The sequence below is a fragment of the Salibacterium qingdaonense genome (genome assembly GCF_900114715.1).
In the GTDB taxonomy this organism is placed as follows: Bacteria; Bacillota; Bacilli; order Bacillales; family Marinococcaceae; genus Salibacterium; species Salibacterium qingdaonense.
In genome coordinates, this window is sequence record NZ_FOTY01000037.1 from 1 (window position 1) to 21,316 (window position 21,316).

General features: G+C 47.8%; 40 protein-coding genes. All 40 read left to right on the forward strand.

Annotated features, from left to right (window positions below; translation table 11 throughout):
* The first annotated feature begins 178 nt into the window (after window positions 1-178).
* Window positions 179-1,036: a hypothetical protein gene (locus BM058_RS16205; RefSeq protein WP_143083055.1), complete on the forward strand. Its 858-nt coding sequence runs from the start codon at window positions 179-181 to the stop codon at window positions 1,034-1,036.
* Entirely contained in the window at window positions 945-1,742 is a 798-nt protein-coding gene (locus BM058_RS16210; protein WP_245737057.1) for an ATP-binding protein, read from the forward strand. Before BM058_RS16205 ends, BM058_RS16210 begins: the two co-directional genes overlap by 92 nt.
* Window positions 1,739-1,900 (forward strand): hypothetical protein, encoded by a 162-nt coding sequence (locus BM058_RS18410; RefSeq protein WP_177195599.1) that lies wholly within the window; start codon window positions 1,739-1,741, stop codon window positions 1,898-1,900. The genes BM058_RS16210 and BM058_RS18410 overlap by 4 nt, the downstream gene beginning before the upstream one ends.
* Window positions 1,872-2,036: a Fur-regulated basic protein FbpA gene (fbpA, locus tag BM058_RS16215; RefSeq protein ID WP_090928401.1), complete on the forward strand. Its 165-nt coding sequence runs from the start codon at window positions 1,872-1,874 to the stop codon at window positions 2,034-2,036. Before BM058_RS18410 ends, fbpA begins: the two co-directional genes overlap by 29 nt.
* The gene (locus tag BM058_RS16220; RefSeq protein ID WP_090928403.1) at window positions 2,017-2,469 is read left to right on the forward strand and encodes a YopX family protein; all 453 of its coding nucleotides are present in this window, start codon (window positions 2,017-2,019) and stop codon (window positions 2,467-2,469) included. The genes fbpA and BM058_RS16220 overlap by 20 nt, the downstream gene beginning before the upstream one ends.
* Window positions 2,402-2,635 (forward strand): hypothetical protein, encoded by a 234-nt coding sequence (locus BM058_RS16225; protein WP_090928405.1) that lies wholly within the window; start codon window positions 2,402-2,404, stop codon window positions 2,633-2,635. The genes BM058_RS16220 and BM058_RS16225 overlap by 68 nt, the downstream gene beginning before the upstream one ends.
* 25 nt (window positions 2,636-2,660) lie before the next feature.
* Window positions 2,661-3,620 (forward strand): DNA (cytosine-5-)-methyltransferase, encoded by a 960-nt coding sequence (locus BM058_RS16230; RefSeq protein WP_218151915.1) that lies wholly within the window; start codon window positions 2,661-2,663, stop codon window positions 3,618-3,620.
* Window positions 3,621-3,658: 38 nt separating this feature from the next.
* A complete protein-coding gene (locus BM058_RS18415) occupies window positions 3,659-3,835 on the forward strand; it encodes a hypothetical protein (RefSeq protein ID WP_177195600.1) in 177 nt (58 codons plus the stop codon).
* 35 nt (window positions 3,836-3,870) lie between these two features.
* Window positions 3,871-4,023 carry a hypothetical protein gene (locus BM058_RS18420; protein ID WP_177195601.1) on the forward strand — a complete coding sequence of 51 codons (153 nt, stop codon included), beginning with the start codon at window positions 3,871-3,873 and terminating at the stop codon, window positions 4,021-4,023.
* Window positions 4,010-4,279, forward strand: a complete 270-nt coding sequence (locus BM058_RS16235; protein WP_090928407.1) for a hypothetical protein — start codon at window positions 4,010-4,012, stop codon at window positions 4,277-4,279. Before BM058_RS18420 ends, BM058_RS16235 begins: the two co-directional genes overlap by 14 nt.
* Before the next feature lie 138 nt (window positions 4,280-4,417).
* Window positions 4,418-4,528, forward strand: a complete 111-nt coding sequence (locus BM058_RS18680; RefSeq protein WP_245737060.1) for a DUF6011 domain-containing protein — start codon at window positions 4,418-4,420, stop codon at window positions 4,526-4,528.
* Window positions 4,518-4,712: a hypothetical protein gene (locus tag BM058_RS16240; RefSeq protein WP_090928409.1), complete on the forward strand. Its 195-nt coding sequence runs from the start codon at window positions 4,518-4,520 to the stop codon at window positions 4,710-4,712. Before BM058_RS18680 ends, BM058_RS16240 begins: the two co-directional genes overlap by 11 nt.
* A gap of 15 nt (window positions 4,713-4,727) precedes the next feature.
* Window positions 4,728-5,255 carry a Holliday junction resolvase RecU gene (locus BM058_RS16245; protein ID WP_090928411.1) on the forward strand — a complete coding sequence of 176 codons (528 nt, stop codon included), beginning with the start codon at window positions 4,728-4,730 and terminating at the stop codon, window positions 5,253-5,255.
* A 12-nt stretch (window positions 5,256-5,267) separates the two neighbouring features.
* The gene (locus tag BM058_RS18425) at window positions 5,268-5,441 is read left to right on the forward strand and encodes a hypothetical protein (protein ID WP_177195602.1); all 174 of its coding nucleotides are present in this window, start codon (window positions 5,268-5,270) and stop codon (window positions 5,439-5,441) included.
* Between the two features lie 66 nt (window positions 5,442-5,507).
* Window positions 5,508-5,696: a DUF3954 domain-containing protein gene (locus BM058_RS16250; RefSeq protein ID WP_090928413.1), complete on the forward strand. Its 189-nt coding sequence runs from the start codon at window positions 5,508-5,510 to the stop codon at window positions 5,694-5,696.
* A gap of 26 nt (window positions 5,697-5,722) precedes the next feature.
* On the forward strand, window positions 5,723-5,878 hold the full coding sequence (locus tag BM058_RS18430; protein ID WP_177195603.1) for a hypothetical protein: 156 nt from the start codon (window positions 5,723-5,725) through the stop codon (window positions 5,876-5,878).
* A gap of 111 nt (window positions 5,879-5,989) precedes the next feature.
* Window positions 5,990-6,118, forward strand: coding sequence for a hypothetical protein (locus BM058_RS18770; protein ID WP_281244712.1), 129 nt, complete (start codon window positions 5,990-5,992; stop codon window positions 6,116-6,118).
* Window positions 6,111-6,572: a helix-turn-helix transcriptional regulator gene (locus tag BM058_RS16255; RefSeq protein ID WP_090928415.1), complete on the forward strand. Its 462-nt coding sequence runs from the start codon at window positions 6,111-6,113 to the stop codon at window positions 6,570-6,572. The genes BM058_RS18770 and BM058_RS16255 overlap by 8 nt, the downstream gene beginning before the upstream one ends.
* 119 nt (window positions 6,573-6,691) lie before the next feature.
* Window positions 6,692-7,117: a hypothetical protein gene (locus tag BM058_RS16260; RefSeq protein WP_143083056.1), complete on the forward strand. Its 426-nt coding sequence runs from the start codon at window positions 6,692-6,694 to the stop codon at window positions 7,115-7,117.
* A gap of 308 nt (window positions 7,118-7,425) precedes the next feature.
* A complete protein-coding gene (locus tag BM058_RS16270) occupies window positions 7,426-7,797 on the forward strand; it encodes a hypothetical protein (protein ID WP_090928421.1) in 372 nt (123 codons plus the stop codon).
* Window positions 7,798-7,885: 88 nt separating this feature from the next.
* Window positions 7,886-8,344 (forward strand): hypothetical protein, encoded by a 459-nt coding sequence (locus tag BM058_RS16275; protein ID WP_090928423.1) that lies wholly within the window; start codon window positions 7,886-7,888, stop codon window positions 8,342-8,344.
* Window positions 8,325-9,731, forward strand: coding sequence for a phage terminase large subunit (terL, locus tag BM058_RS16280; RefSeq protein WP_090928425.1), 1,407 nt, complete (start codon window positions 8,325-8,327; stop codon window positions 9,729-9,731). Before BM058_RS16275 ends, terL begins: the two co-directional genes overlap by 20 nt.
* Before the next feature lie 4 nt (window positions 9,732-9,735).
* Complete coding sequence (locus BM058_RS16285; protein ID WP_090928427.1) at window positions 9,736-11,064, forward strand: anti-CBASS protein Acb1 family protein; 1,329 nt, start codon at window positions 9,736-9,738, stop codon at window positions 11,062-11,064.
* Window positions 11,051-11,842: a phage head morphogenesis protein gene (locus BM058_RS16290; protein WP_177195604.1), complete on the forward strand. Its 792-nt coding sequence runs from the start codon at window positions 11,051-11,053 to the stop codon at window positions 11,840-11,842. The genes BM058_RS16285 and BM058_RS16290 overlap by 14 nt, the downstream gene beginning before the upstream one ends.
* Window positions 11,843-11,855: 13 nt before the next feature.
* Window positions 11,856-11,993, forward strand: coding sequence for a hypothetical protein (locus BM058_RS18435; RefSeq protein ID WP_177195605.1), 138 nt, complete (start codon window positions 11,856-11,858; stop codon window positions 11,991-11,993).
* The gene (locus BM058_RS16295) at window positions 11,990-13,078 is read left to right on the forward strand and encodes a DUF2213 domain-containing protein (protein ID WP_090928431.1); all 1,089 of its coding nucleotides are present in this window, start codon (window positions 11,990-11,992) and stop codon (window positions 13,076-13,078) included. The genes BM058_RS18435 and BM058_RS16295 overlap by 4 nt, the downstream gene beginning before the upstream one ends.
* A gap of 12 nt (window positions 13,079-13,090) precedes the next feature.
* Window positions 13,091-13,294, forward strand: coding sequence for an Acb2/Tad1 domain-containing protein (locus tag BM058_RS16300; RefSeq protein ID WP_090928433.1), 204 nt, complete (start codon window positions 13,091-13,093; stop codon window positions 13,292-13,294).
* A gap of 18 nt (window positions 13,295-13,312) precedes the next feature.
* Window positions 13,313-13,765, forward strand: a complete 453-nt coding sequence (locus BM058_RS16305; RefSeq protein WP_090928435.1) for a structural cement protein Gp24 — start codon at window positions 13,313-13,315, stop codon at window positions 13,763-13,765.
* A 25-nt stretch (window positions 13,766-13,790) separates the two neighbouring features.
* Window positions 13,791-14,687 (forward strand): DUF2184 domain-containing protein, encoded by an 897-nt coding sequence (locus tag BM058_RS16310; protein ID WP_245737061.1) that lies wholly within the window; start codon window positions 13,791-13,793, stop codon window positions 14,685-14,687.
* On the forward strand, window positions 14,687-15,076 hold the full coding sequence (locus BM058_RS16315; protein ID WP_090928438.1) for a hypothetical protein: 390 nt from the start codon (window positions 14,687-14,689) through the stop codon (window positions 15,074-15,076). Before BM058_RS16310 ends, BM058_RS16315 begins: the two co-directional genes overlap by 1 nt.
* Window positions 15,076-15,408, forward strand: coding sequence for a DUF4054 domain-containing protein (locus BM058_RS16320; protein WP_090928440.1), 333 nt, complete (start codon window positions 15,076-15,078; stop codon window positions 15,406-15,408). The genes BM058_RS16315 and BM058_RS16320 overlap by 1 nt, the downstream gene beginning before the upstream one ends.
* On the forward strand, window positions 15,405-16,019 hold the full coding sequence (locus BM058_RS16325) for a hypothetical protein (RefSeq protein WP_090928442.1): 615 nt from the start codon (window positions 15,405-15,407) through the stop codon (window positions 16,017-16,019). Before BM058_RS16320 ends, BM058_RS16325 begins: the two co-directional genes overlap by 4 nt.
* Entirely contained in the window at window positions 16,016-16,378 is a 363-nt protein-coding gene (locus tag BM058_RS16330; RefSeq protein ID WP_090928444.1) for a hypothetical protein, read from the forward strand. Before BM058_RS16325 ends, BM058_RS16330 begins: the two co-directional genes overlap by 4 nt.
* Window positions 16,368-16,874 carry a phage neck terminator protein gene (locus BM058_RS16335; protein ID WP_090928446.1) on the forward strand — a complete coding sequence of 169 codons (507 nt, stop codon included), beginning with the start codon at window positions 16,368-16,370 and terminating at the stop codon, window positions 16,872-16,874. Before BM058_RS16330 ends, BM058_RS16335 begins: the two co-directional genes overlap by 11 nt.
* A gap of 3 nt (window positions 16,875-16,877) precedes the next feature.
* Window positions 16,878-17,915 carry a DUF3383 family protein gene (locus tag BM058_RS16340; protein ID WP_090928448.1) on the forward strand — a complete coding sequence of 346 codons (1,038 nt, stop codon included), beginning with the start codon at window positions 16,878-16,880 and terminating at the stop codon, window positions 17,913-17,915.
* A 17-nt stretch (window positions 17,916-17,932) separates the two neighbouring features.
* Window positions 17,933-18,343: a phage structural protein gene (locus BM058_RS16345; RefSeq protein WP_090928449.1), complete on the forward strand. Its 411-nt coding sequence runs from the start codon at window positions 17,933-17,935 to the stop codon at window positions 18,341-18,343.
* A gap of 3 nt (window positions 18,344-18,346) precedes the next feature.
* Window positions 18,347-18,655, forward strand: a complete 309-nt coding sequence (locus tag BM058_RS16350) for a hypothetical protein (protein ID WP_090928451.1) — start codon at window positions 18,347-18,349, stop codon at window positions 18,653-18,655.
* A 148-nt stretch (window positions 18,656-18,803) separates the two neighbouring features.
* Window positions 18,804-19,370, forward strand: a complete 567-nt coding sequence (locus tag BM058_RS16355) for a hypothetical protein (protein ID WP_090928452.1) — start codon at window positions 18,804-18,806, stop codon at window positions 19,368-19,370.
* Between the two features lie 47 nt (window positions 19,371-19,417).
* Window positions 19,418-20,992: a phage tail tape measure protein gene (locus tag BM058_RS16360; RefSeq protein ID WP_090928453.1), complete on the forward strand. Its 1,575-nt coding sequence runs from the start codon at window positions 19,418-19,420 to the stop codon at window positions 20,990-20,992.
* Between the two features lie 98 nt (window positions 20,993-21,090).
* On the forward strand, window positions 21,091-21,316 hold a 226-nt coding region (locus BM058_RS16365), incomplete at its 3' end, for a helix-turn-helix domain-containing protein (protein ID WP_245737062.1).

Here is a 21,316-nt window from a genome sequence, read left to right on the forward strand (position 1 = left end):
GCCTCCCACTTGTACGAAGTTACAAGCGAGATTATCAATATAGTGGCTGAATTTTCAATGAACATGGTGGCTGATTTTTAAGTTAACAAATACACAAGGATACATCAAAGACTTCCGAAAGGAATTGGAAAGCGACATTTGGCTCATGCCTCCCCTGTACCACAGGGTTTGGCAGTATTTGAAATACAAAGTCAATCATCGCGAGAAACGGATCCCCATCGATGACGATTTTCTCACTATCAAGCCTGGGCAGCATCTTACTTCCGTCCGAAAGATAGCGGAAGAAACAGGATGGTATGAGAGAGCCACTTGGAAAGAAGCGAATCCTAAGACCATTTCAAAAATACTGGAATGGTTAGAGAAACAAGAAATGATTTCCATAAGCCGTGGTAAAAGTAACAGACAGTACACACTTATAACCCTGATAAATTGGGGTTCTTACCAAGTTAAAGAGAACGAAGGTAACAGCGAAGGAACAAGCAAGGAACAGTCTCTGGATATAAACAAGAATGAATTAGAATGCATTAAGAATGATGGTACTACTGCTGCTGATGCGCGCGTGAGCGAAGAAGCAAGTGACGGGACGCCGGAAACCGACCCACAGGGAAATCCTGAGCAGAACTCGGGAGAAATATCACAGACTTCTTACGTCCAAGCAGTGCTAGATAAGTTTATCACCCTTCGAGGCAGTGGCTTCATGACATCGAGCAAAGATGACATGGCAGCTGAGGAAATCTTTAATCAAGGCGTTGAGCTAAATGACGCGCTTGCCTGGATGGAGGAGAAGTTCCAGCAGTATCACGCCACACAGAGTAAGCATTCCAGGTCTAATATCCAAACGCTGGAGTATTGCGTCGGCTACATTCTCGACAAGCATCATGAAAAGCAACAACCAAAGGAGGCAGCGGCATATGGACCAAGCGCAAACCAGTATGCAGGAGGTTATGGACAAGCTAAAGGAACGGGCGGAGCAAGCCAAGAGCGGACCATCATGGCAGGGCAGGTCGGACGGCACCGGCCAGGAAAACGAGCATAAATACGACTGCCCGAAGTGTAAGGACCAAACCGGCTACCTCGAAATGAGGGACGGTTACGAAGTCTGGGTGCGTTGTAGCTGCATCGAGTGGCGACGGTCGCAGAAGCTGATGCGGTCGAGCGAGATCACCGACGAGTTCCGAAAGCTCGGCTTCAAGAACTTCAGCACAGAGGGCAAGCCACAAATTATTCAAGACGCTTATGAATGCGCCTATGAGTATTTTCAGCGTTTCGAAGATATCAGGGAGCAGCGGCAGAACAGCATTATGCTTCTCGGGCAGCCGGGCACAGGGAAAACGCATCTGCTGACGGCTATCGCAAACAATCTCATGTATAAAAAGCATGTCGGCGTACAGTATTTCCCCTATGTGGAGGGCTTCAACGACCTCAAAGACGACTTCGACAAGCTGGAGGAGAAACTGACGCGGATGAAAGAAGCCGATGTGCTGTTTATTGATGATCTGTTCAAGCCGGCGAAGGGCATTCCTCGAGCGACAGACTGGCAGGTGGAACAGACCTACGCTGTCATCAATCACCGGTACTTGAATCACAAGCCGATTATGATTTCATCCGAGCTGCCGATTGATCAAATGGTTAAGATAGACGAGGCGCTGGCAACCCGGATATACGAAATGTGCAAGCAATACCTGGTGCTGATTCAAGGCGATAAGTTTCAGCTAAATCACAGACTGGAGGACATGACATGACAGTAGAATCGGCCATACACTTCCGCGGCCGCAAGCTTCCGAAAGTGCTGCGGGAGAAACGGAAAGCGGAGCTGATGGAATTGTATCGGGAGAACGAACGCTTACTGAAAGAAATGGAGGCGGAAAGCTATGGAACTGAGACGGCAGGTGCTTATTAAAGAGTTGGAGCAGCAGGGATTCTTCCTCTCGCTGGATAGCCGACTGTTAAGTGAATTGACGGTGAGTGAACTGGAACGGGAGAGAGTGCGGCTTCCGGAATTGATGGAGGTGCAATATGCGGCCACTGAAGTTTAAATTTTGGGATACCGATTATGCTGAAATGCTTACTGAAGATGATTATAGTGCTGAGGAGTTAGGGGTTATGCTTTCGGATCATGAAAGATATGTGCCCAGACAATACACCGGTATTGATGAAGATGATAAAGAAATTTACGAGGGCGATATAATCGATTTCACTGTTTTTGACATTGAAGATAACGATACACAGTACCGAGGCGTTGTGACATTTGCAGGCGGCATGTTCCAGCTGTGGAAAAGCGTAGAAAGCGAATTTTATGGTTCGGACGGTCCTTTTGAGCTGTATTGGGTGCACCTACAAGATGATGAACTGAAGGTGCTGGGTAACATCCATGAGAACCCGGAGTTACTGGAGGTGGAGCATGACACAAATTCAGCGGGCGGACCGGGAGATCACGAAGAAAAAAGAGCAGCTGAAACAGCTCTTTGATGCCGGTCTCACGATCGATAACATGCAGACCTTTGAGTATCACGCTCATCACTGGTTTAAGTGGGGTGCGGAATGCAGGAAAGCCGGACTTTTTGAAGAGGAGAAGCCGCAAGAGGCACCCGGTGAAATGGACTTGATTGATCTCCTGCAGAAACAGCACACTTGAAACTATTTATTATCGCGGGGTGTTGATGATCATCAAGATACTTGAACTGTTTGGAGGAATCGGCGCGCCACGGAAGGCGTTGGTAAATCTCGGAATTGATCATAAAGCTATCGATTACGTCGAGATAGATGAAAAGGCCGTCCGCACCTACAACGCGCTGTATGATCTTCGGCATAAACCGCAAACCATTACCGGATATAATTTGAAGCCGGATATTATGGTGCACGGTTCTCCCTGCCAGGACTTTTCCCGCGCCGGGCAGAGGTTGGGCGGCAATGACGAGGATAAAACACGCAGCTCATTGATGTGGGAGACGTTGAAGATCATTGAAAACATGGGAGATTGGCGTCCGGGCGTGGTCATATGGGAGAACGTGAAGGGTGTCCTTGACCGGGATATGTATCACTCTTTCTCACGATATCTGGGAAAAATGAATGATCTGGGTTATACCAACAGCTACAAGGTTCTCAATGCTATGGACTATGGGATACCACAGCAGCGAGAGAGGGTGTTTACTATATCGACCCTCCAAGGTGCCCCCTTTGATTTTAGTCAAACGCGGGCAAAACCAGTCAGGCTAATCAGCGAGTTTTTGGAAGAAAACGTAACGGAACCGCAGTATCAGATCACGATACCAAGCATGCTGAACCGGCTGCCTGAAAACATGTCGAAGAACAGCACGTATCGTTCTCTCGATATTATTGACGATCATTGCTGGACGATCAGCACCCGGCAGGATCGCTGCCCTAACGCTGGAGTCATCCAGAAACCAAACGGTGGTTATCGATACCTTACAGAAAGGGAATGTTGGCGACTTATGGGTTTCGATGACGATGACTTTGACGAGGTGCTCCGGGCTAATCCGGGACGAAAAGGATATCGGAATGCAACACTATACAGCCAAGCTGGCAACAGCATTGTCGTGGATGTACTGGAAGCAATATTTGAAGTGTTGTTGATGAATGAAACTACGGCTGCTGTGTAGCGCGAGTAGGACGGATTATGCGAGATAGGAGGATGTAAATGAGTTTTTATAAAGTTGAGTATAAGCACGTTGAAGAAACTACTTATACCGAATGGATAGAGGGTTCCAGTGAAAAAGAAGCTATACAAAAGATTAGAGAAAACGAAGCATGCGAAAACATGGAACATGTTCAGGGGATAGAGTTTAAAGACCACAGAGTTATAAGAAGTGAATAACGCATAACGACGATTACGCGAAGGAGTGGAGATAAGTGAAATGCTATTACTGCGAAAAAGAATGTGAAGGCTTGGCATTTGAACAGGGTGATTTCACAGTTTTTGCTCATAAAGAATGTGTCATTCAAAAAGTTGAAAAAGACGGACGATTAACAAAAGGATTGGAGGCAAAGCATGAGTTATCTTGAGGACCTGCAGGAACGGATCGACATAGACAATGACGGCGATGTGACGATGTCCAATCAAGATTTCTGGTGGCTGTACGGGCAGGCGGAAGCCGCGGCCGCAGCCGAGCAAGAGGTTTCCCGATTGGAAGATATGATGGCGTACGACTTCAACAAATGGCTGAACGCTTGCGTGTACACGGTTGGCAAAGAAGCTGCTTATCAGATTATCGCGAATCTATCAGAAAGGAATGAGGACGATGAAATTCAAGCTGGATGAATACTTGACTCCCGAAAAGTTTCAGAAGCTCTCCAAAACCATGTCGGACGGGCAGATCGCTGAACGCTTCGGCGTGAGCCGAGACGCCGTGTTGAATTGGAAGCGGAAGCACGGACTTTCGAAAAGGAGGAAAACACAATGCAGTGTGAAAAATGCGGTCGAGAATTGAAGGATCGGAAGTCGAAAGAACGCGGGTACGGGCCGAAGTGCTGGAAGAAAATGAAGGAGGCGGAGAAGGATGGAGAATGAATACCTTACGCTGACTTTGCACATGGAGGACTGGGAGTACCTTTTGGCAGCTGCAGAGGATATGAGTTGCGGGTATCGGAGGTCAGAACCTGTTCACCACTGCTGCGATTTGAACGAACCGGTGTCGATTTTACGGACAGAGCTCGGCTATGAAAATGCTGCAGATGAAGGTGCGGACGATTAGAGGGAGGGTGAAGGTATGAAGCAGACTCAAGCTAATAGGGGCATGGGTTTTGAAAACCTGGTGAATACCACGAACCTGCAATACAAGAACAAGGGGCTGGCGCTGATCTCCAAGCGCCCGACCCCTATGAAGATCATAGGCTCCACGAAAGGCGGCCAGAACATCTGCGTGTTTGATCAGAAAAGCACCGTCGATTTTGACGGCGTCTATCGTGGGCTGTCGATTCAGTTTGAAGCAAAGTCCACTGGCGAAAAGCGGTTTGATTTGAAGATGATCACGGATAGTCAGATAGATTTTCTGCAACAGTCAGAGAGACAAGGAGCCGTATGCTTCGTGTTGCTCGAAATCAGACCGCTGAGGACCGTTTATTATGTCCCGAATAATATGCTCCAGAAATACGTTCGAGAAGCACAGAGAGGCGGGAGAAAGTCCATTCCGTTGGATGACTTGGAAATCTATGCTGATGTTGTGACGCAGGGACAGGGGATTCCGTTGGATTATCTCGCTGTGGTAGACAAGCATGCGGAAAAAGTGACCAGTTGAGGGAGGTATAGCGTGGATATTATACAGGCGATGGAACAGGAGCAAGCCTTATTGAGAGACGTGGCAAAATTGTTGAGAGCTTATAAGGGTAGCCTGTCGTTTAATGGATTTTCGGAGGAAGAAACGTTCAAGTTAGTGCGAGATTATCACCGAGAGCTTCAAGAAGCAGTTCATAGAAAACAATAATAAAAAAGCCGCCCCTCTCGGAGCAGCACACCTACTGTTATTCTAACATATCCGGGAGGGGTCAACATGGCTGATATCAAGACAAATCAACAAAATATGACCGCGGAGATTGACCTGACAGAGAACGCTGTATATAAAGTGAGAAACGGAGTCATCGAGTCGGTGGATATACCTGGTGACGGATTCGGCAAACAGATTATTACGTGGCAGGACGGCAAGCCAGAAGGATATAAGATAGAATATACGAAGAAGTAATCTTATCAGGTGAAGGATTGATCCAAATGGATGAAAAGGCAATTAAAAATCTAATTGAAGAAAAAATAACTCATTACAGGGCTTCCTATAGGATCACTGATAAAGACAGATTTAGCGCAGGTGCGTTGGAAGCTTTAATGAGCTTAGCTGAAGAAATTGACGAGAGAAACGAAGAGCAATAGATCAAGTAAGAATTTAATATTGCTACCGAAACAATCGGGGCATCGACTTTAGAGCAGTTCAGAGCTGCTTTATAGTTCGGTGCCTTTTTTTATTAGATTGGAGGGTGTTGCATGACCAAGAAAAAGCCGAAAGAGAAGCTGACTGATAAAGACCTGAAGGAACTGATGGGTGTGAATAGACCGACGTACGGACGTGGCAGCGGTGGATCCATAAAGCAAAAGGGGCGATTCTATGAATAAGCGACAAATTGAAGCGCTGTTGAAAGATTATCACTGGATGATGAACAGTATTAAACTGCTCCGTGATTCAATGGAGGACGCCGGAGAGAAGCTCACAGCCCAATACGGTATTGAATCCGTTATGCCGAAAGCGCAAGGCGGCGGTCAGAGTGATCCGGTTGCTAAAGAGACAGCCAGGCGCGAAAAGCGCTGGAATAAGGTCGCTCAATACGAACAGAAGGTAAAGCTTATCCAAGATCGTATTCATTTAATCACGGATGACCGGGAAGTCGAGGTGCTGCATTGGTTACTCGAGGGGAAGTCCTTGCGGTGGATTGGAAAGCATATGGGATTGTCTCACTCTCACGTTAACCGTATTCGGGAATCTATTGTCGATAAAATCACGGTTGATGTTCCAGATGTTCCAAATGTTCCAGAAGAAACAGATTTCGCGAAAGCTACATCCACATGCTAGACTGGGAGGCAGGAACGGGGCGGAAGGAAATCTCATTATTCGCTCATAATTTCCTGTGCTCCTCGGACATATTAATTATCGAGGTGAGCACTATGTGTTTATATGGGGTATACAAGGATGTGCTTGTTATCAATCCTGAACAGAATAATACGACGGTTCGCGTAGATGCATGTATTGCCGATGAAGTTCAGCAATTGAATGATCAGGGCATCGTGACGTTAGGATGTTGCTGTAATCATGGTACTGCAGGACAAAATGTTGAGTGGGAAAACGCCTTCGGCATTTGGAAAAGCCATGCAGATCCACCTATTGCGCTGATTCGAGAGAACAGTGTTCGAGCAGCAAAAAAATTAGGATACAATCCTTATCCTTATTACTATGCAGATGGTATAAGTGGCGGTGTTTGGCAGATGCCTCTTAAAACAGGCTGTATAACGGAGCAGGACTGCGTAGAATGGCATAGAAGGAACAACTTACCTGCAGAAAAAGATTTAGGTTTGTTGAAAAGAGGGAGAGCATTGAATTACTCTCCCGCTAATAGCTAGCCAGTGTGTTGACTACGATAGCACCAATAACAGCCATTATACTTATCGCGGATAAGTTGAGCCACACGCCCATCATTATCAGTATCTTCGCGGTGTGTGGCATGAATTTCTGGTATACGGCAGTTTCGCGTACGTTCGGCTGTCCTGTGAACTTCTTCTGTGTTGTGATTAATTATATATTTAGCCATAGGTAACACCTCCTTTCTTAACAGACGTATTTCAACAAAAAGGGAGGTTTTTCCTCTTTCTAAAATAAATTTGCAGGAAAATAGTACCTCCTGTCGAAATAATGGGCAGGAGGGATGAATATGGGTGTTAACACAAATGTCGGAAAGTTAATCGATACACACATTAAACAATTGGAAGAAAGGAGAGACTTCATATACACGATAGAAGCACCAGAAGGGCACAGGGCAGAAGGTAACAAAATAAATGCGTTAGATGAGTTGGAGTATCTTAGGGAAATCGAAGAAATATACTCCTCTGTTGAAGAAAACGGAGGAGTTAAAGAAGGCGAAGTTTACAATTTATATGCGGGATACTTAGAGAAAGTTAAAAGTTATATCCCGATAATCGGAGCAGAGGTAGAGAGAGTAGAGGCTGAAAATAATGCAGACCTTGAAAATATCGAAATATTGCTAAAGAAATTAAAGCAAAAACGTGAAAAATTACCATCCTAATAAGCAGGTGAATATACAAGATAAAAAGCAGAGGGCGACGCTGAGGCGTGGCTCTTTTTTATATGAGGAGGAATGAGGGTGATGTGACATGGCCGGACGTAAGAACAAATACCAAACACATGTTGAACCGTATCTGAAAGAGATCGAGCATTGGTGTAGAGACGGGGCAACCGAGGAAGAAATCAGGGTTCGACTTGGTGTAGGTTCCTCCTCTTTTGCTCGTTACAAGAATGAATATTGGGAATTACGGGAGACCTTAAAAAGAGGGAAGCAAGAAGCTGATTATGAAGTCGAAGATGCACTGTTTAAGAGGGCTACCGGTTATCAGTACGAAGAAGTCACCTACGAAATGGGCCATGAAACCAAAAGAGTGGTTAAACATTATGCTCCGGATCCTACATCAGCCATCTTCTGGCTCAAGAACAGACAGCCGGAGAAGTGGAAAGACAAGCAGGATATTGAGCATTCCGGCGGCCTGAATAATCAAGTGGACCTGTCCGGACTGACCGTCGAGGAGTTGAGGAAGCTTGCAGACTCTAACGACTGAACAAAAAGAAGCCATAGCGCAGGCAGCAGAAAATGAGCTGGCCCGTCGCTCGTTTCGTGATTATGTGGTTCGGGTGCATCGCGGAAACTACCGCCATTTCAAGCACACAGAATATATTTCAGAACAGCTGGAGCCGGTCGCCCAGGGAGAACAGCGACATATCATCATAGAAATGCCGCCGCGGCACGGAAAGTCGATGACGGTCTCTGAGTCGTTCCCCTCTTACTTTCTTGCGAAGAATCCGGATAAGCGCGTCATTGTTACGTCTTACTCTGATGCACTGGCTAGAAAATTCGGGCGGCTGAACCGGGAGAAGATAGCGGAGTACGGCCCGGGTCTTTTTGATGTAGGTGTTTCCTCCATCAACGCAGCCCAAAACAACTGGGGCATCGAAGGACGCCGCGGCGGCATGATTGCGACTGGTATCGGCGGCTCCATCACTGGTGAAGGTGCCGACCTTTTGCTGATTGATGACCCATTTAAAAACAAAGAAGAGGCCGACTCCGAAACGATGCGCGAAAAGGTATGGGGGGAATGGGAAGCGACGCTCTCGACTCGTTTGCACCAAGGCGGCACCGTTATTGTTATTATGACGCGGTGGCACGAAGATGATCTTGTTGGCAGGATGCTTGCCCGGAGCCCCTACAACTGGGAGCGGATACGGATGCCGGCTGTAGCTGAAAGTGAAGATGATTTGCTTGGTCGTGAACTGGACGAAGCACTGTGTCCGGAACTCGGCTATGATGAAGAATGGGCCAAAAATAAAAAGATCGAAGTGGGCAGCCGGACATGGGCTGCCCTTTTTCAGCAGCGGCCATCTCCAGGAGAGGGCAATATCTTTCAACGAAACTGGTGGCAGTATTACAAGAAAGCGCCGGCTCGTTTTGACCAAGTGCTGCAGTCATGGGACTGCACATTTAAAGACACAGACGGTTCTGACTTTGTTGTCGGCCAGGTCTGGGGGCGCGTTGGTGCGGACCGGTATCTGTTAGACCAAGTAAGAGCGCGAATGGATATGCCGGGAACTATGCAGGCGATTCGATCCCTTTCCTCAAAGTGGCCGTCTGCACGATCAAAGCTGATTGAGGATAAAGCGAACGGACCGGCTGTTATTCAGATGCTGAAACGGGAGATTACCGGTCTTACTGCGGTCGAACCAGAAGGCGGTAAGGAAGTTAGAGCGCAGGCTGTATCACCTGAAATAGAAGCAGGCAATGTGCATCTTCCGGATCCGTCTATTGCGCCGTGGATCCATGACTTTATTGAAGAAGCTGCATCCTTCCCGAACGGGGCAAACGATGACCAAGTTGATGCTATGTCACAAGCACTAAACCGTATCGGCGGGCAGAAGTCGAACTTGCTAGATCGCTACAAGCGAATGAGGTGAAACAATGGCGAAGAAAACAACAATGGACCGCGCTAAAGAATACAAAGAGTATGAAAACGACTTCATGCAGACGGCCGGGAAAGGTGGAGAGCAAGACCCTCTTGTTCGGCAGCAAGCAGGTGATCGGGCGCTGTTAAGTGATGAAGATATCACTCGGCTTTATGCCGGCAACCAGATCATACAGAACATCGTTGATATTCCTGCTGAAGATAGCACACGTGAGTGGATCACCATCGAGATGGAGGATGAAAAGCTTGCCCGTGCTTTGGAAAAGCGACTGGAAACGCTGAACGCGCCAGAGGCGATTGAAAAGATGGTCGCTTATGACCGGCTACGCGGTGACGGTTTTGTATCCATTGGCGTATCCGAACAAGGGCAAAAGTGGACGTTAAAAGATGAAATCGATGTCCGGCGATTACGTTCGATAGATTACCTGCACCCCTTTTCCCGGTTGAAAGTAACAAAGTTCCTTATCAATGATGACCCTTTTGACCCTTCGTTTGGGGATGTGGAAAAGTATCAAATCAACCCGGGACATACAACAATGGATGACTCTCCTTTACAGAGAGACGTGCATAAATCAAGACTGCTGCACCTGCAGACCAAACGTATAGAGGACAGAGACTGGGGACAGTCAATACTTGAACCGATGAAAGACATCATCACAGTATTTGATACATCGCTCTGGTCAGTCGGCCAGATACTTTATGACTTCACCTTCAAGGTATTTAAGAGTGAACAGGCTAATGAAATGTCAAAATCAGAAATGCGAGAGACGCAGATGCTGATGGACTACATGTTTCGTACTGAGGCGTTGGCAATCATTGATCCGAATGAAGAACTCGAGAAGAAAACAACGCAGGTAAACGGCGTAGAACAGCTTCTGACGTTTGTCTGGGATGTGCTGGCTGGCTCTGCAAAGATGCCGAAAAGCCATTTGCTCGGGCAACAGTCCGGGACCATATCTGGTGCACAGTATGATAGCCTGAACTATTACGCGCGCATCGCAGGCACCCAGGAGAACTTCCTCCGGCCTAAGATTGAATACCTCATTCGGCTGCTATTGTGGGCAAGTGATGAGCCCGGTGGTCAGATCGACCCTGACTCTATAGACTGGAAAGTGAAGTTCAATCCGTTGTGGCGACTGGACGATCAGACTGAGGCGGACATCAACAAGAAGCAAGCTGAGACGGACAGCATCTATCTGAAAAGCCAAGTCCTCACTCCGGACGAAATCAGGCAGAAACGCTTTGAAATGGGCAGTCTGATGGACGAGCTGGAGATGCCTGATGATCCTAATAGTAAAGGAGAGGGCGGCAATGGCGCGGATTAGAGGCGGCGCTTTTCCGACGGCGGTTGCTGTCCAGTACGCACGGCGGGTGAAAGGTCTTGTTGATCAAAACAGAAAGATTATGTGGGACGCATGGACGAAACGTATTAAGCCCTTGATTCATCAGTATCGGAACCGGAACGATGGCCTTGTGCTGGACGAGGACGAGCTTTCCGAGATACAGAAGGAACTGGAAGCCCTCGAGGAAGAGACCGGTGAAGAAGTCTTTGCTACTGCAGCTGTCACCGCTATTGTTCAACAGTTTGTGAATGGATTGAACCAGCGACAGAAAGAAGAATTTGCTGAGCAGTTCCGCGACGTTGTAGGCATAGACCCTACGATGAATGAATCGTGGCTCGCCTCCTTCATGGAAACAGCAGTGGCTGAGAATGTCTCCCGCATCAAGTCCATCGACAGGCAGTATCACGATGACATCAAAACAATTGTCATCCAGGGCGTCCGCAGCGGCGAATCCCTCAACGACATGGCAGAGCGAATCAAACAGACGTCGGGCGCAGGCAAGCGCCGGGCGATTTTTATTGCTCGAGACCAGACGGGATCCATACTCGGTGACATGACGAAGCGCCGGCACCAAGAAGCTGGCTTGAAGAAGTTCAGATGGCGTGACAGCGATGACCGGCGTGTTCGAAAGAAGCACCGTGAGCTGGACGGAAAGGTCTTTACATGGAAGGACGGGGCGAATGGCCTTTATCCTGGTAAGGACTACAACTGCCGGTGTGTGGCTGAGCCATTGGAGGAAGAATTATTCGAGTTCCAGTAAGGGGGTGAAGGGCATGGCGGATCCGGATTACCGCATGGAGCGTAAAAAGGGAGATACTAAGAGCGAGCAATGTTCGAAAACTGTAAGCAATGACAGCTTCCGTACCCCAACGAGCGGCAAGCAGATACCGAAAGGGGGTGAGAACGAATGAAGCTGCATAGGTACGACAGAGCAAAGATTTTGAGTCACGATGAAAGCGATGAAGGCTTTCTTACGGTCCGAGCTGTCGTGACAAAACCCGGTGTGTATCCGTATCAGTCTAGCGATGGGACGATCCAGCAGGAGTTGAAGCACCCGGAAGACATTTATTCAGACCTAACAATCCGCAGCTGTAATGCCAAACCAGTTACGGACGATCACCCTTCCGAGGCTGTAGGTGTAGACAACATCCAAGCTCTTGGCCGTGGGCTTTCGCATAACGACGCATCCGTCCAAAATGGCGGCATCATGGTATCTTTTACGATTACCGATAAGGCACTGATAGAAAAGGTTTTGGAAGGCGATAAACGAGAAATCAGCCTGGGCTTTATAACAGACCTTGTATCAGAGCAGGGGCAGTACGAAGGGCAGAACTATCAGTACAGGCAAACTAACGTTGAGGTCAACCACATTGCGATTGTGGACCAGGGCAGAGTGGGTCCGGAAGCCGCCATTCGTGGCGATTCGTCCGCATGGCAGGTTGATCGAACAGATTCAAAACAAGAAGGAGGCAGTACAATGGCAAAAGTGAAGATTGATGAACAAGAGTTTGAGGTGCCAAGTGAGGTAAAGTCAAAGGTAGACGGGCTGCAGGCCAAGGCCGATAGTTATGATCAGCTCAAGAAAGACCATGACACGCTGACAGCCAACTATGACGCTCAAAAGACGGAGCTGGATAACAAGAAAACAGAACTGGACAACGCGCAGAAGGCCGAACCAAAGCAGGACGCTATCGACGCAGCGGTAGAAAACCGCATTGCTCTGATTGATACTGCCCGGGAGCATCTGCCGGAGGACTTCGAATACAAAGGCAAGTCTGATCAAGATATCAAGGTGGCTGTGATCCAAACACAGGACGAGAAGTTCGACGCGAAAGAGAAGTCCGAGGAATACATCAATGCGCGGTACGACGCCACGATGTCGTTTCTGCAGGACAGCGTACAGTCCTCGGTCGGGGCTAATCAAATGAAGTTCCCTGGAAGTAGGGGTGACGATATCAACAAAAAGCGCGAAGACCGCATGAATATGAAGAAGTGAGGATGATAAATAGTGCAGGAACAAATTGAAAATAATTTCACCTATCATGCTCCAACTAAAGAACAGATTAGCAAATACAATGAACTGCGAGAGGAAGCAAAAAACCTAGCTTATCTCTTGGATAACACCTGCCCAGGTTCTCGAGAAAAATCCGTTGCAATGACAAAGCTTGAAGAAGCTGTGATGTGGGCAAACGCATCTATTGCGCGCAATTAATAAAGGAGGATGAAAGAAATGCCTATCACTGATTATCAGAAATACATGGACGCCGCGGCATCAAAGGGTAAGTTTGCTACCTATCAAGACAGCCACGCCGAAACGAAAGCGGCTGCGTCTGCCATCAATTACGGTATGGCGATTGAAATGACAGGCGGCGGCACACAAGCACAGACATTCCAGGGTGGCACGTTCCTGGGCGTGGCTCTTGCAAGAGAATACTACGACTACACGGATCCGAATGCAGTAAAGCAGTACGATGCCAACGAACCGGTTGCCGTTGTCCGAAAAGGCGTCATCTGGGTAGAGGTCGATGAAGATGCGGCACCGGGTGATACCGTGTATGCAGCTTCGACCACAGGCAACTTCAAAACCTCGGCAACAGATGGTGTTGAAGTTGCTGGAGCGACATTCAAGAGCACAGCCAATGCCGGTGAACTCATTCAACTTGAACTTAACCTGCCAGCCTAACTAAAAACGAAGGAGTGGATAGAAAATGGTCATGAGAAATGACGCCATGATGCGTCCAGAAGATCTGGAAGCTGTCGATAACGTCCTATACGAACCGAAACGAGAAGAACTGAAAGCCCGCACACTCATCAACCTGAAACGTAATATCCCGCGCGGAGCAGAAACCTACAGATACGATGTGATGACACGTACTGGTGTCGCTAAAATCCTAGCGCCCGGCGCATCGGATGTACCACTGGTAGACCTAGACATGAAGAGCGAGACGGTACTCTTGTATTCCATTGTCTCGGGTTTCCGTGTCCACATTCAGGAATTGCGCCAAGCACAAATGGCTGGACGTCCGATTGAGTCCACGAAAGCAAACACCGTCCGCCGTGCGATTGCAGAGAAGGAAAATCAACTGGTGTGGGTCGGTGACGCTGACCATAATATCAATGGCCTGACAAATGCCGAGGGTATTCAAACCTTAGCTGTTGATCAGAACAGCGGCGGCACATCCACAGAGTGGGCAGATAAAACCGGTAAGGAGATTGTGACGGATGTCAGAAAGGCCAAAGCAAAGGTCGACGAACTGCCTGGTCATGAAGCAGACACGCTTGTTGTGACTCCGGACAATTTCGAGGAATTGCAGAAAGAGTATAACCAGTACACTGGTCAGACTGTGCAGCAGTACATTGAGGCCCAAAACTGGTTCAGCACGATTGAAAAGACATCCGACCTTGTCGGTCAGGGTGAAAGCGGCGGTGACTGCTTCCTTGTCTTTGACAGCGCGCCGGAAGTTGTGGAGCTGTTGATTCCGATGGACATCACACGCCATGATCAAGAGTACGCATTTCCTTACTACAAAGTACCGGCTGAAGAACGGTGCGGCGGCGTCGTAATTCGCTATCCTATGGCTATTGTGAGAGGAGATGGTGTGTAATGTTAGTACAAAATAAAGGTAAGTATGTTCGTCACGCGGCAGGGGTGCGCCTCCTGCCCGGGACAAATGAAATATCTGCACCAGAGTGGAAAAGGTTCTCCGGCCACCCTATCGCCAAGCGTTTGATTGAGAAAGGCGAGGTCATCACATTCGAGAAAGATGATGCAGAAGGCGAAGACGACAACGATACGCAAGCTCAAAGTGTCACAGAAATCAACGCCAATCCTGCTATCGATCTTGTGAACGATACCTACACCCCCGAACTGCTTGTGAAATGGAAGCAGGAGGAAGAAGAAGGCGACACCCGCAAGACTGTCATCGAAGCAATAGAAAAACAAATGGCTCAACTGAATGGCGAAGGAGACGGCAACGCGGAAGGTGATCAGTAATGGCTGATACCGATGCGAGTAAAGTAAAAGCAATTGCTAATCATTTGAAAGGTCTCAACGATTCCGACATCCAGATGTATATTGATGATGCCAAGGAAGAATTAGAGCGGTACTCCATCAAGGACGAACACAAAGAACGCTTGCAGCGGTACCTTGCGGCTCATTACGCATCGCTGAATCAGAGAAGGGCTGACTCTCACTCTATTTCTGGGAGAATCAGTGTTTCCTATTCGTCCTCCGATAATGGAAGCGGACTGGACTCGACCGAATACGGGCAGGAATACAAACGTCTGTTGAGACGGGCTACCGGATTGAGGTTGATTGTCTTATGAGTGTCAGAGTTCGGGATAATAACAACACCCCCAAGCTGATCAAGGCCCTCCGGGAACTCCAATCAATGAAGGTGGAAGTCGGAGTGTTTGGTGAAGATGACTCTCACATGCTGATGATCGCGCGTGTGCATGAGTTCGGCATGGACATCAAGCCTAAACAGTCCCAATACCTCACGATTCCGGCGCACCCAAAGGCGCACGGAAAGAGCGCCGGGGAATTCAAGGATCTCTTTTTCATTGAAACCGATGACGGCAGTAAGCTTCTGGCTCGAGAAAAAGGCAAGGATGAAATTGAAGTCTACTTTGTACTGGTGAAGTCAGTGTCAATTCCCGAGCGCTCGTACGTGCGCAGTACGTACGATGAAAAGGAACGGGAACTCTCAACGAATATGGAGAAGGTCATTCAGGGCGTTGTGGATTTTAAAATCACGCCGCAGCAGGCCTATGATCGAATTGGTGCGTGGCTGGTCAGTGCTATTCAGGAGAAGATACGGAGCATCCAATCTCCGCCCAACGCCAATACCACTACGGAAGCAAAAGGAAGTAGCAATCCGCTGGTCGATACTGGGCGCCTTTTGCAATCCATCACATGGAAAGTGGTGAGAGAATGATGTACGAATACAGCGGTCTTGTATCCATGTACGAGGGACCGTATGAAGTCTATGAGATTACCTCGGAAGGTTACAGAGATTATGAGAATGGCGGTGAATGGGTGGAAGGTACCGGCGAGTGGGTAGAAAAAATGGGAGCTCTTTTCCCAATGAATTCGCGGGAGCTGCAGTTCAGTGAGAACGGAACCTATACCACAGAAGACCGCATCCTGTTTGCCTATGAGTCGCACCAACCAAAGCAGCTTGTACGGTGGAACGGGGTCATATACCGTATCAACGCGGAAGATGATTTGAGTGCCTATACGGACATTTTTATGTACATGCTGAAGAAAAAGGAGCCGGTTGCCAATGCAGAATGATATCACACCGGTCCGCAATACGATTGTAAAAGTGCTTCATGATTTCACTGGGCGGCCGGTCATTCCTCTGGAAGAAGCGGTGGGGTATGAAGAGGACAGCAAACCCTCGTATCCCTTCATCAATTACAAGATCACGACACCGTTTACCAGAGAGGGCGGCTATCCCAATGAGGAATTTATCGATGGGACGGATACGTTGACCAAAGTGCAGACGACACAGCCGACGTTGACGGTCTCCTTTACTGTCTATTCCACAGACAGCATGGAAGCTTACAGTGAAGCGCTCAAAGCAAGCGAGTGTTTTGAGTGGGATCATCTTGACCTCCGCCAGCAGAACATTGCTGTTGCGGAGATTTTTAATGTCGAAAACCGAGACACGCTGATTGAGGGCGATTACGAACGCAGGTACGGATTTGATGTACAGTTCCGCGTCACCCGACAGATTGAACGAAATATTGATTACGCCACAGACGTGACTACACAGAAGGAGGAATAGAAGATGCCAAGAGCGCCATTATCTGACGTTGATATTGATATCGGCCGCGAATCTATTAGTGTATCTCGTGCCGGATACAGTAAGCAGCTGATTCTTGGTACGAGCAAAAACTCCGATTACCGGGAGTATTTTGGGATTGGGCAGGTGGAAGAAGATTATGCTCAAGGTTCCCCTGAACACACGAAAGCTAAAGCGATCTTTGACCAGGAAGAACACAACGACTCCATTGCTATTCACAGCATCACCTACGACCCGGACGCTTCAACAGATCCGGACACACCGACAAAACTCACGACAGAGCTTGATGAACTAATCAAAGAACATGCTGATTGGTACTTCCTGCATTCCACAGCGCAGCGGAATGCGGATATTGAAGCACTTTCGGATTGGACAGACGGCAAGCTGTCGATGTTCATTACAACCAGTGATGATGTGGACTTTGTGAACGGCTTCCATGATACGAGAAGCACGATGAGAACGTCTCTCTACTATCACCCGACAGACCTTCAATTTGCAGAGCGTATGACCGGGCGGTGGGGTGTTGAAGACCCCGGCACGATAACATGGAAATTCAAGGGCGTTACGGGTTCCTCTGTTGTGAATCTGAGTCCTGCAGAAATCAAAGAGCTCCATTCCAACAACGTGAACACGTACATTAAAAAGCAGGGTAAGGAGCAGACGTCCGAAGGCTTTGTGGTAAACGGCGACTTCATTGATTCGGTTCACGGGCAGGACTTTATCGAAATGCGCATGAGCGAGGAAACGCAAACGATGTTGCAGAACCGGAATAAGGTTCCGTACAGCAGTGGCGGGATTGCTCTGATTGTAGGTGTGGTGAAGAAGGTGCTGCAGGAAGCCTTTGACCAGGGCATCATCTTGGAGAACGAAGGAGGCAACCCATCCTTCACAATTACAGCTCCAAGTATTACAGACGCTTCCCCAGAAGATCGGAAAGCTCGTAAACTACCGCCGGTACTATTCAACTATCAGCGCGAAGGTGCTGTTCACACAGCCACGATTACCGGCCGCGTTGCAGTATAAGAAAGGAGGATTAGAATATGCCAGAGGCACAGACTTTTAATGTCAAAGATGTAAACACTGTCATTGATGGGGATTTTCTATCGGGATATGGCGAAGATACTAAAGTTTCCATTGAAAAAAATAACGATGAGTTCAGCCCGTTCGTGGACGCGGACGGTGGTGTGACCTACGCGGAAGAGACAAACGAGTCCGCAGTCATGACCGTAACATTAAAACCAAGCAGCCCATCTCTGCCGAAAATGTACACGTTGAAAAACAACCGGACGATGTTCTCCGCAGAGGTCATTGATGGCAACACCGGTAAATACAAAGCCGGCGGTAATAACTGCCGCATTCAAAGCATCGGCAGCCGTGAATTTGGCAAGACACCGAACGGCGTTGAAATCTCAATTTATATTCCGAAACTAAACGATGAAATGGAGGGCTAATATATGGCCAAGCAAGGAAAAATCACAGTAAACGGACAAGAATATACGGTACAGCACCCTGGAGCAATGTGGTATCTCGAACTAAATGACAGACATCGGGCGAGCAACGGTATCCCGAACCAGGCTCCTTATGCACGGGAACTTATCGAAGAAGTAGTGAAACAGCCGAAACTCTCAGTGGAAGACTTCCAGGAAGACATTCTGGGATTACAGGAGGCCGTCAAGGCGATAGAACGATTTCTTGGAGAACGGCCGAACCAAGGAACAACTGAAAGTGATAGAGGAAAAGGCTTGGAGACTGATTCTGAGTAAGCGTTTCTCTTGGACGGAAGTTCGCCAGATGGATCTATTCGATATAGAGCGCGCGGATGAGATGTTAACGGCGTTTAAAAAAGCTTATGATGACTACTACTAAACCCTCCATGTATGGTACGATGAGGAAAAACATGGAGGGGAATGTATGCTGAATGTCATTCTGGGGATTGTTTTTATTGTATCAGCTGCCGCACTCATCACAGCTATTGTGAAATGGCGAAAAGGTGATGATATTAAGAGCAACAAAGAAATGGCACTCGGTGCTGTTATTTTATGTGTTGTTTCAGTATCTGTCTTTGCTGCTACATCAAATGCTGGGGGAGTGGACGAAGAAGCAAAAAATATCATCATGGAGACTCAGAATAAGTACACAGAAGCTTTAGAAATATACGATCAAAACAATAATAGTGAAGATGCAGACACATTAAACGAAAAGCACAGACAAATGGAAGAGTTATCTACACAAATTGTCGATATCGCAAGCGAGACCGATAAGTCCGAATTACAGGCAATGGCTGAAACGGTCGGCGCTGAAGTTTTTGATGTATCCAGAAATCTGAGGTACAAAGCTATCATCTTAGATCACCCTGACGAAGAGGTGGTGGAAGATACACGCCGTATGTTGCAGACTAGGCAAGATGAATTAGAGGAAGATGTGCAAGAAGCTGAGACCGCGATAAAAGATATGAAAGAAAAATATGGAATGGAGTAAGTCCCTTTTCGAAGGGGCTTTTTATTTTGGCGGAAAGGGGGTGTGACATGGCTCTTAGAGATCTTGCAGTAGGTATAACATGGGATATCGATGATCGCGCATTGAGACGATCCAACGAGACTACAGACGACTATATCGACAACATCAAACGTGGGGATCGTGTCATTGATGATATGGGTGACACGATGCAGGATTCTGGCGATTCCATGCGAAGAGAATTGCAAGGAGTGGGCAGGTCAGCAGAGAATCTTTCGGCAGAAATTAATGGTATCGAAGACCCAAATATAAGCGGGCGGCAAGCAACTGGACAACTTGCTAATGTAGACAGCGCAGCAGACGATGCATCAGGCGGCATACGTAGTATAGCTGACCCAAATATAAGCGGCAGACAGGCAACAGGACAACTGCAAAACGTAGAAGGTGCCGCGAATGATGCTTCCAATGAAGTTCGGAACATGCCGAATCCGGATATTGATACGAAACAATCCGAGCGAAAACTGGACAATCTCGAAGAAAAAGCATCCGGAGTAAAGGAAACGCTCGGCGGCATAGCTGGCGTGCTGGGCGGTGCTCAGGCGGCGCAGGGAATTGATAACTTTGAAAGCTTAGCTGCCAAGCTTGAAACGCGACTTGGCGTATCAGAGGAAGAAGCAGAAAATCTTCGTAGTCGGATCGCGAATATATATTCCACCGGGCGCGGAGATAGTATGGAAGAAGTTGAGCAAAGTGTTCGCTTGACTCGAAATGTCACAGGCGATAGCGATGCAGACTTGCAAAAGCAAGCCAGGGATGTACTAAATATATCAGATGCTTGGGGTGCGGACGTCAATGAAGTGATAGACGCAGCCCGGGCGAATGCTCAGTCTATGGAAACTGATTTTTCCTCTTCTCTTGATACCATTGCGACTGGCATGCAGTCTGGTGTAAATGTGTCAGGCGACTATTTGGAAACGATACAGGAGTTTTCGCCGGCATTCAATCGCATCGGTGCCGATAACAGCGAGATGATTTCTATCCTGCAATCCGGAATGGAAGCCGGTGTGCGTGACACCGACCGCATGGCAGACTCCATCAACGAGTTCGGAATACGGATGCAGGAAACAGATAACGAATCTCTGCTAAAGGTTGCTGAGTCTCTCACCGACACCGAAAAGGAAGCGGAGAAACTTGCCGATACGTGGCAGTCTGACTTTGCGAAAGGCGGACAAGAAGCGAAGGAAGTAACCAACGAAGTTGTGAACGGACTGCTGGATATGGAAGGTGAAGTCGGCTACATGGAAACCGCCACCGGTCTATTCGGTACGATGTGGGAAGACACAAGCGGACGTGTCGGGGAGGCTATCTCCAGCGCCGAAGGGAAAACGACCGATCTTAAAGACTCAACGAGCAATCTTGATGATCAGTACGACACCACAGGTCAAAAAATCCGGAATTTCGGAAGGTCTATCAGTCAGGCTTATGATACTCTCGATCAAAAAACTGGCGGTGTTCTAAGTAGCGTAACCGAAACTATTGGCGGATTGATGCCAGTGTTAGGCGGATTCGTCATGGGTAAAGGCGGTCTGGAAGGATTAAAAAATGCCGGGAAGAAGGCCGGTGGTGCCATTAAGTGTATTTGTTAACTTAAAAATCAGCCACCATGTTCATTGAAAATTCAGCCACTATATTGATAATCTCGCTTGTAACTTCGTACAAGTGGGAGGCAGGAGATTTGATTACAATGAACCAAAAGTATCACGCTCTCATCCAGTATGTTCACGATGGAAAGTCTTGTCGCCAAATTGCCCGGGATGTTGGTATTAATCGAGACACTGTCCGAAAATATGTTAATGATTACGACCACAAACGCCACCTCCTCATCGAAGGTGGGAAGGAGATTGATGTTCAAGCACTGATTGAATCCCTGACAGAAAAACCAACGTATCAAACAGGATCACGTTCTAAAC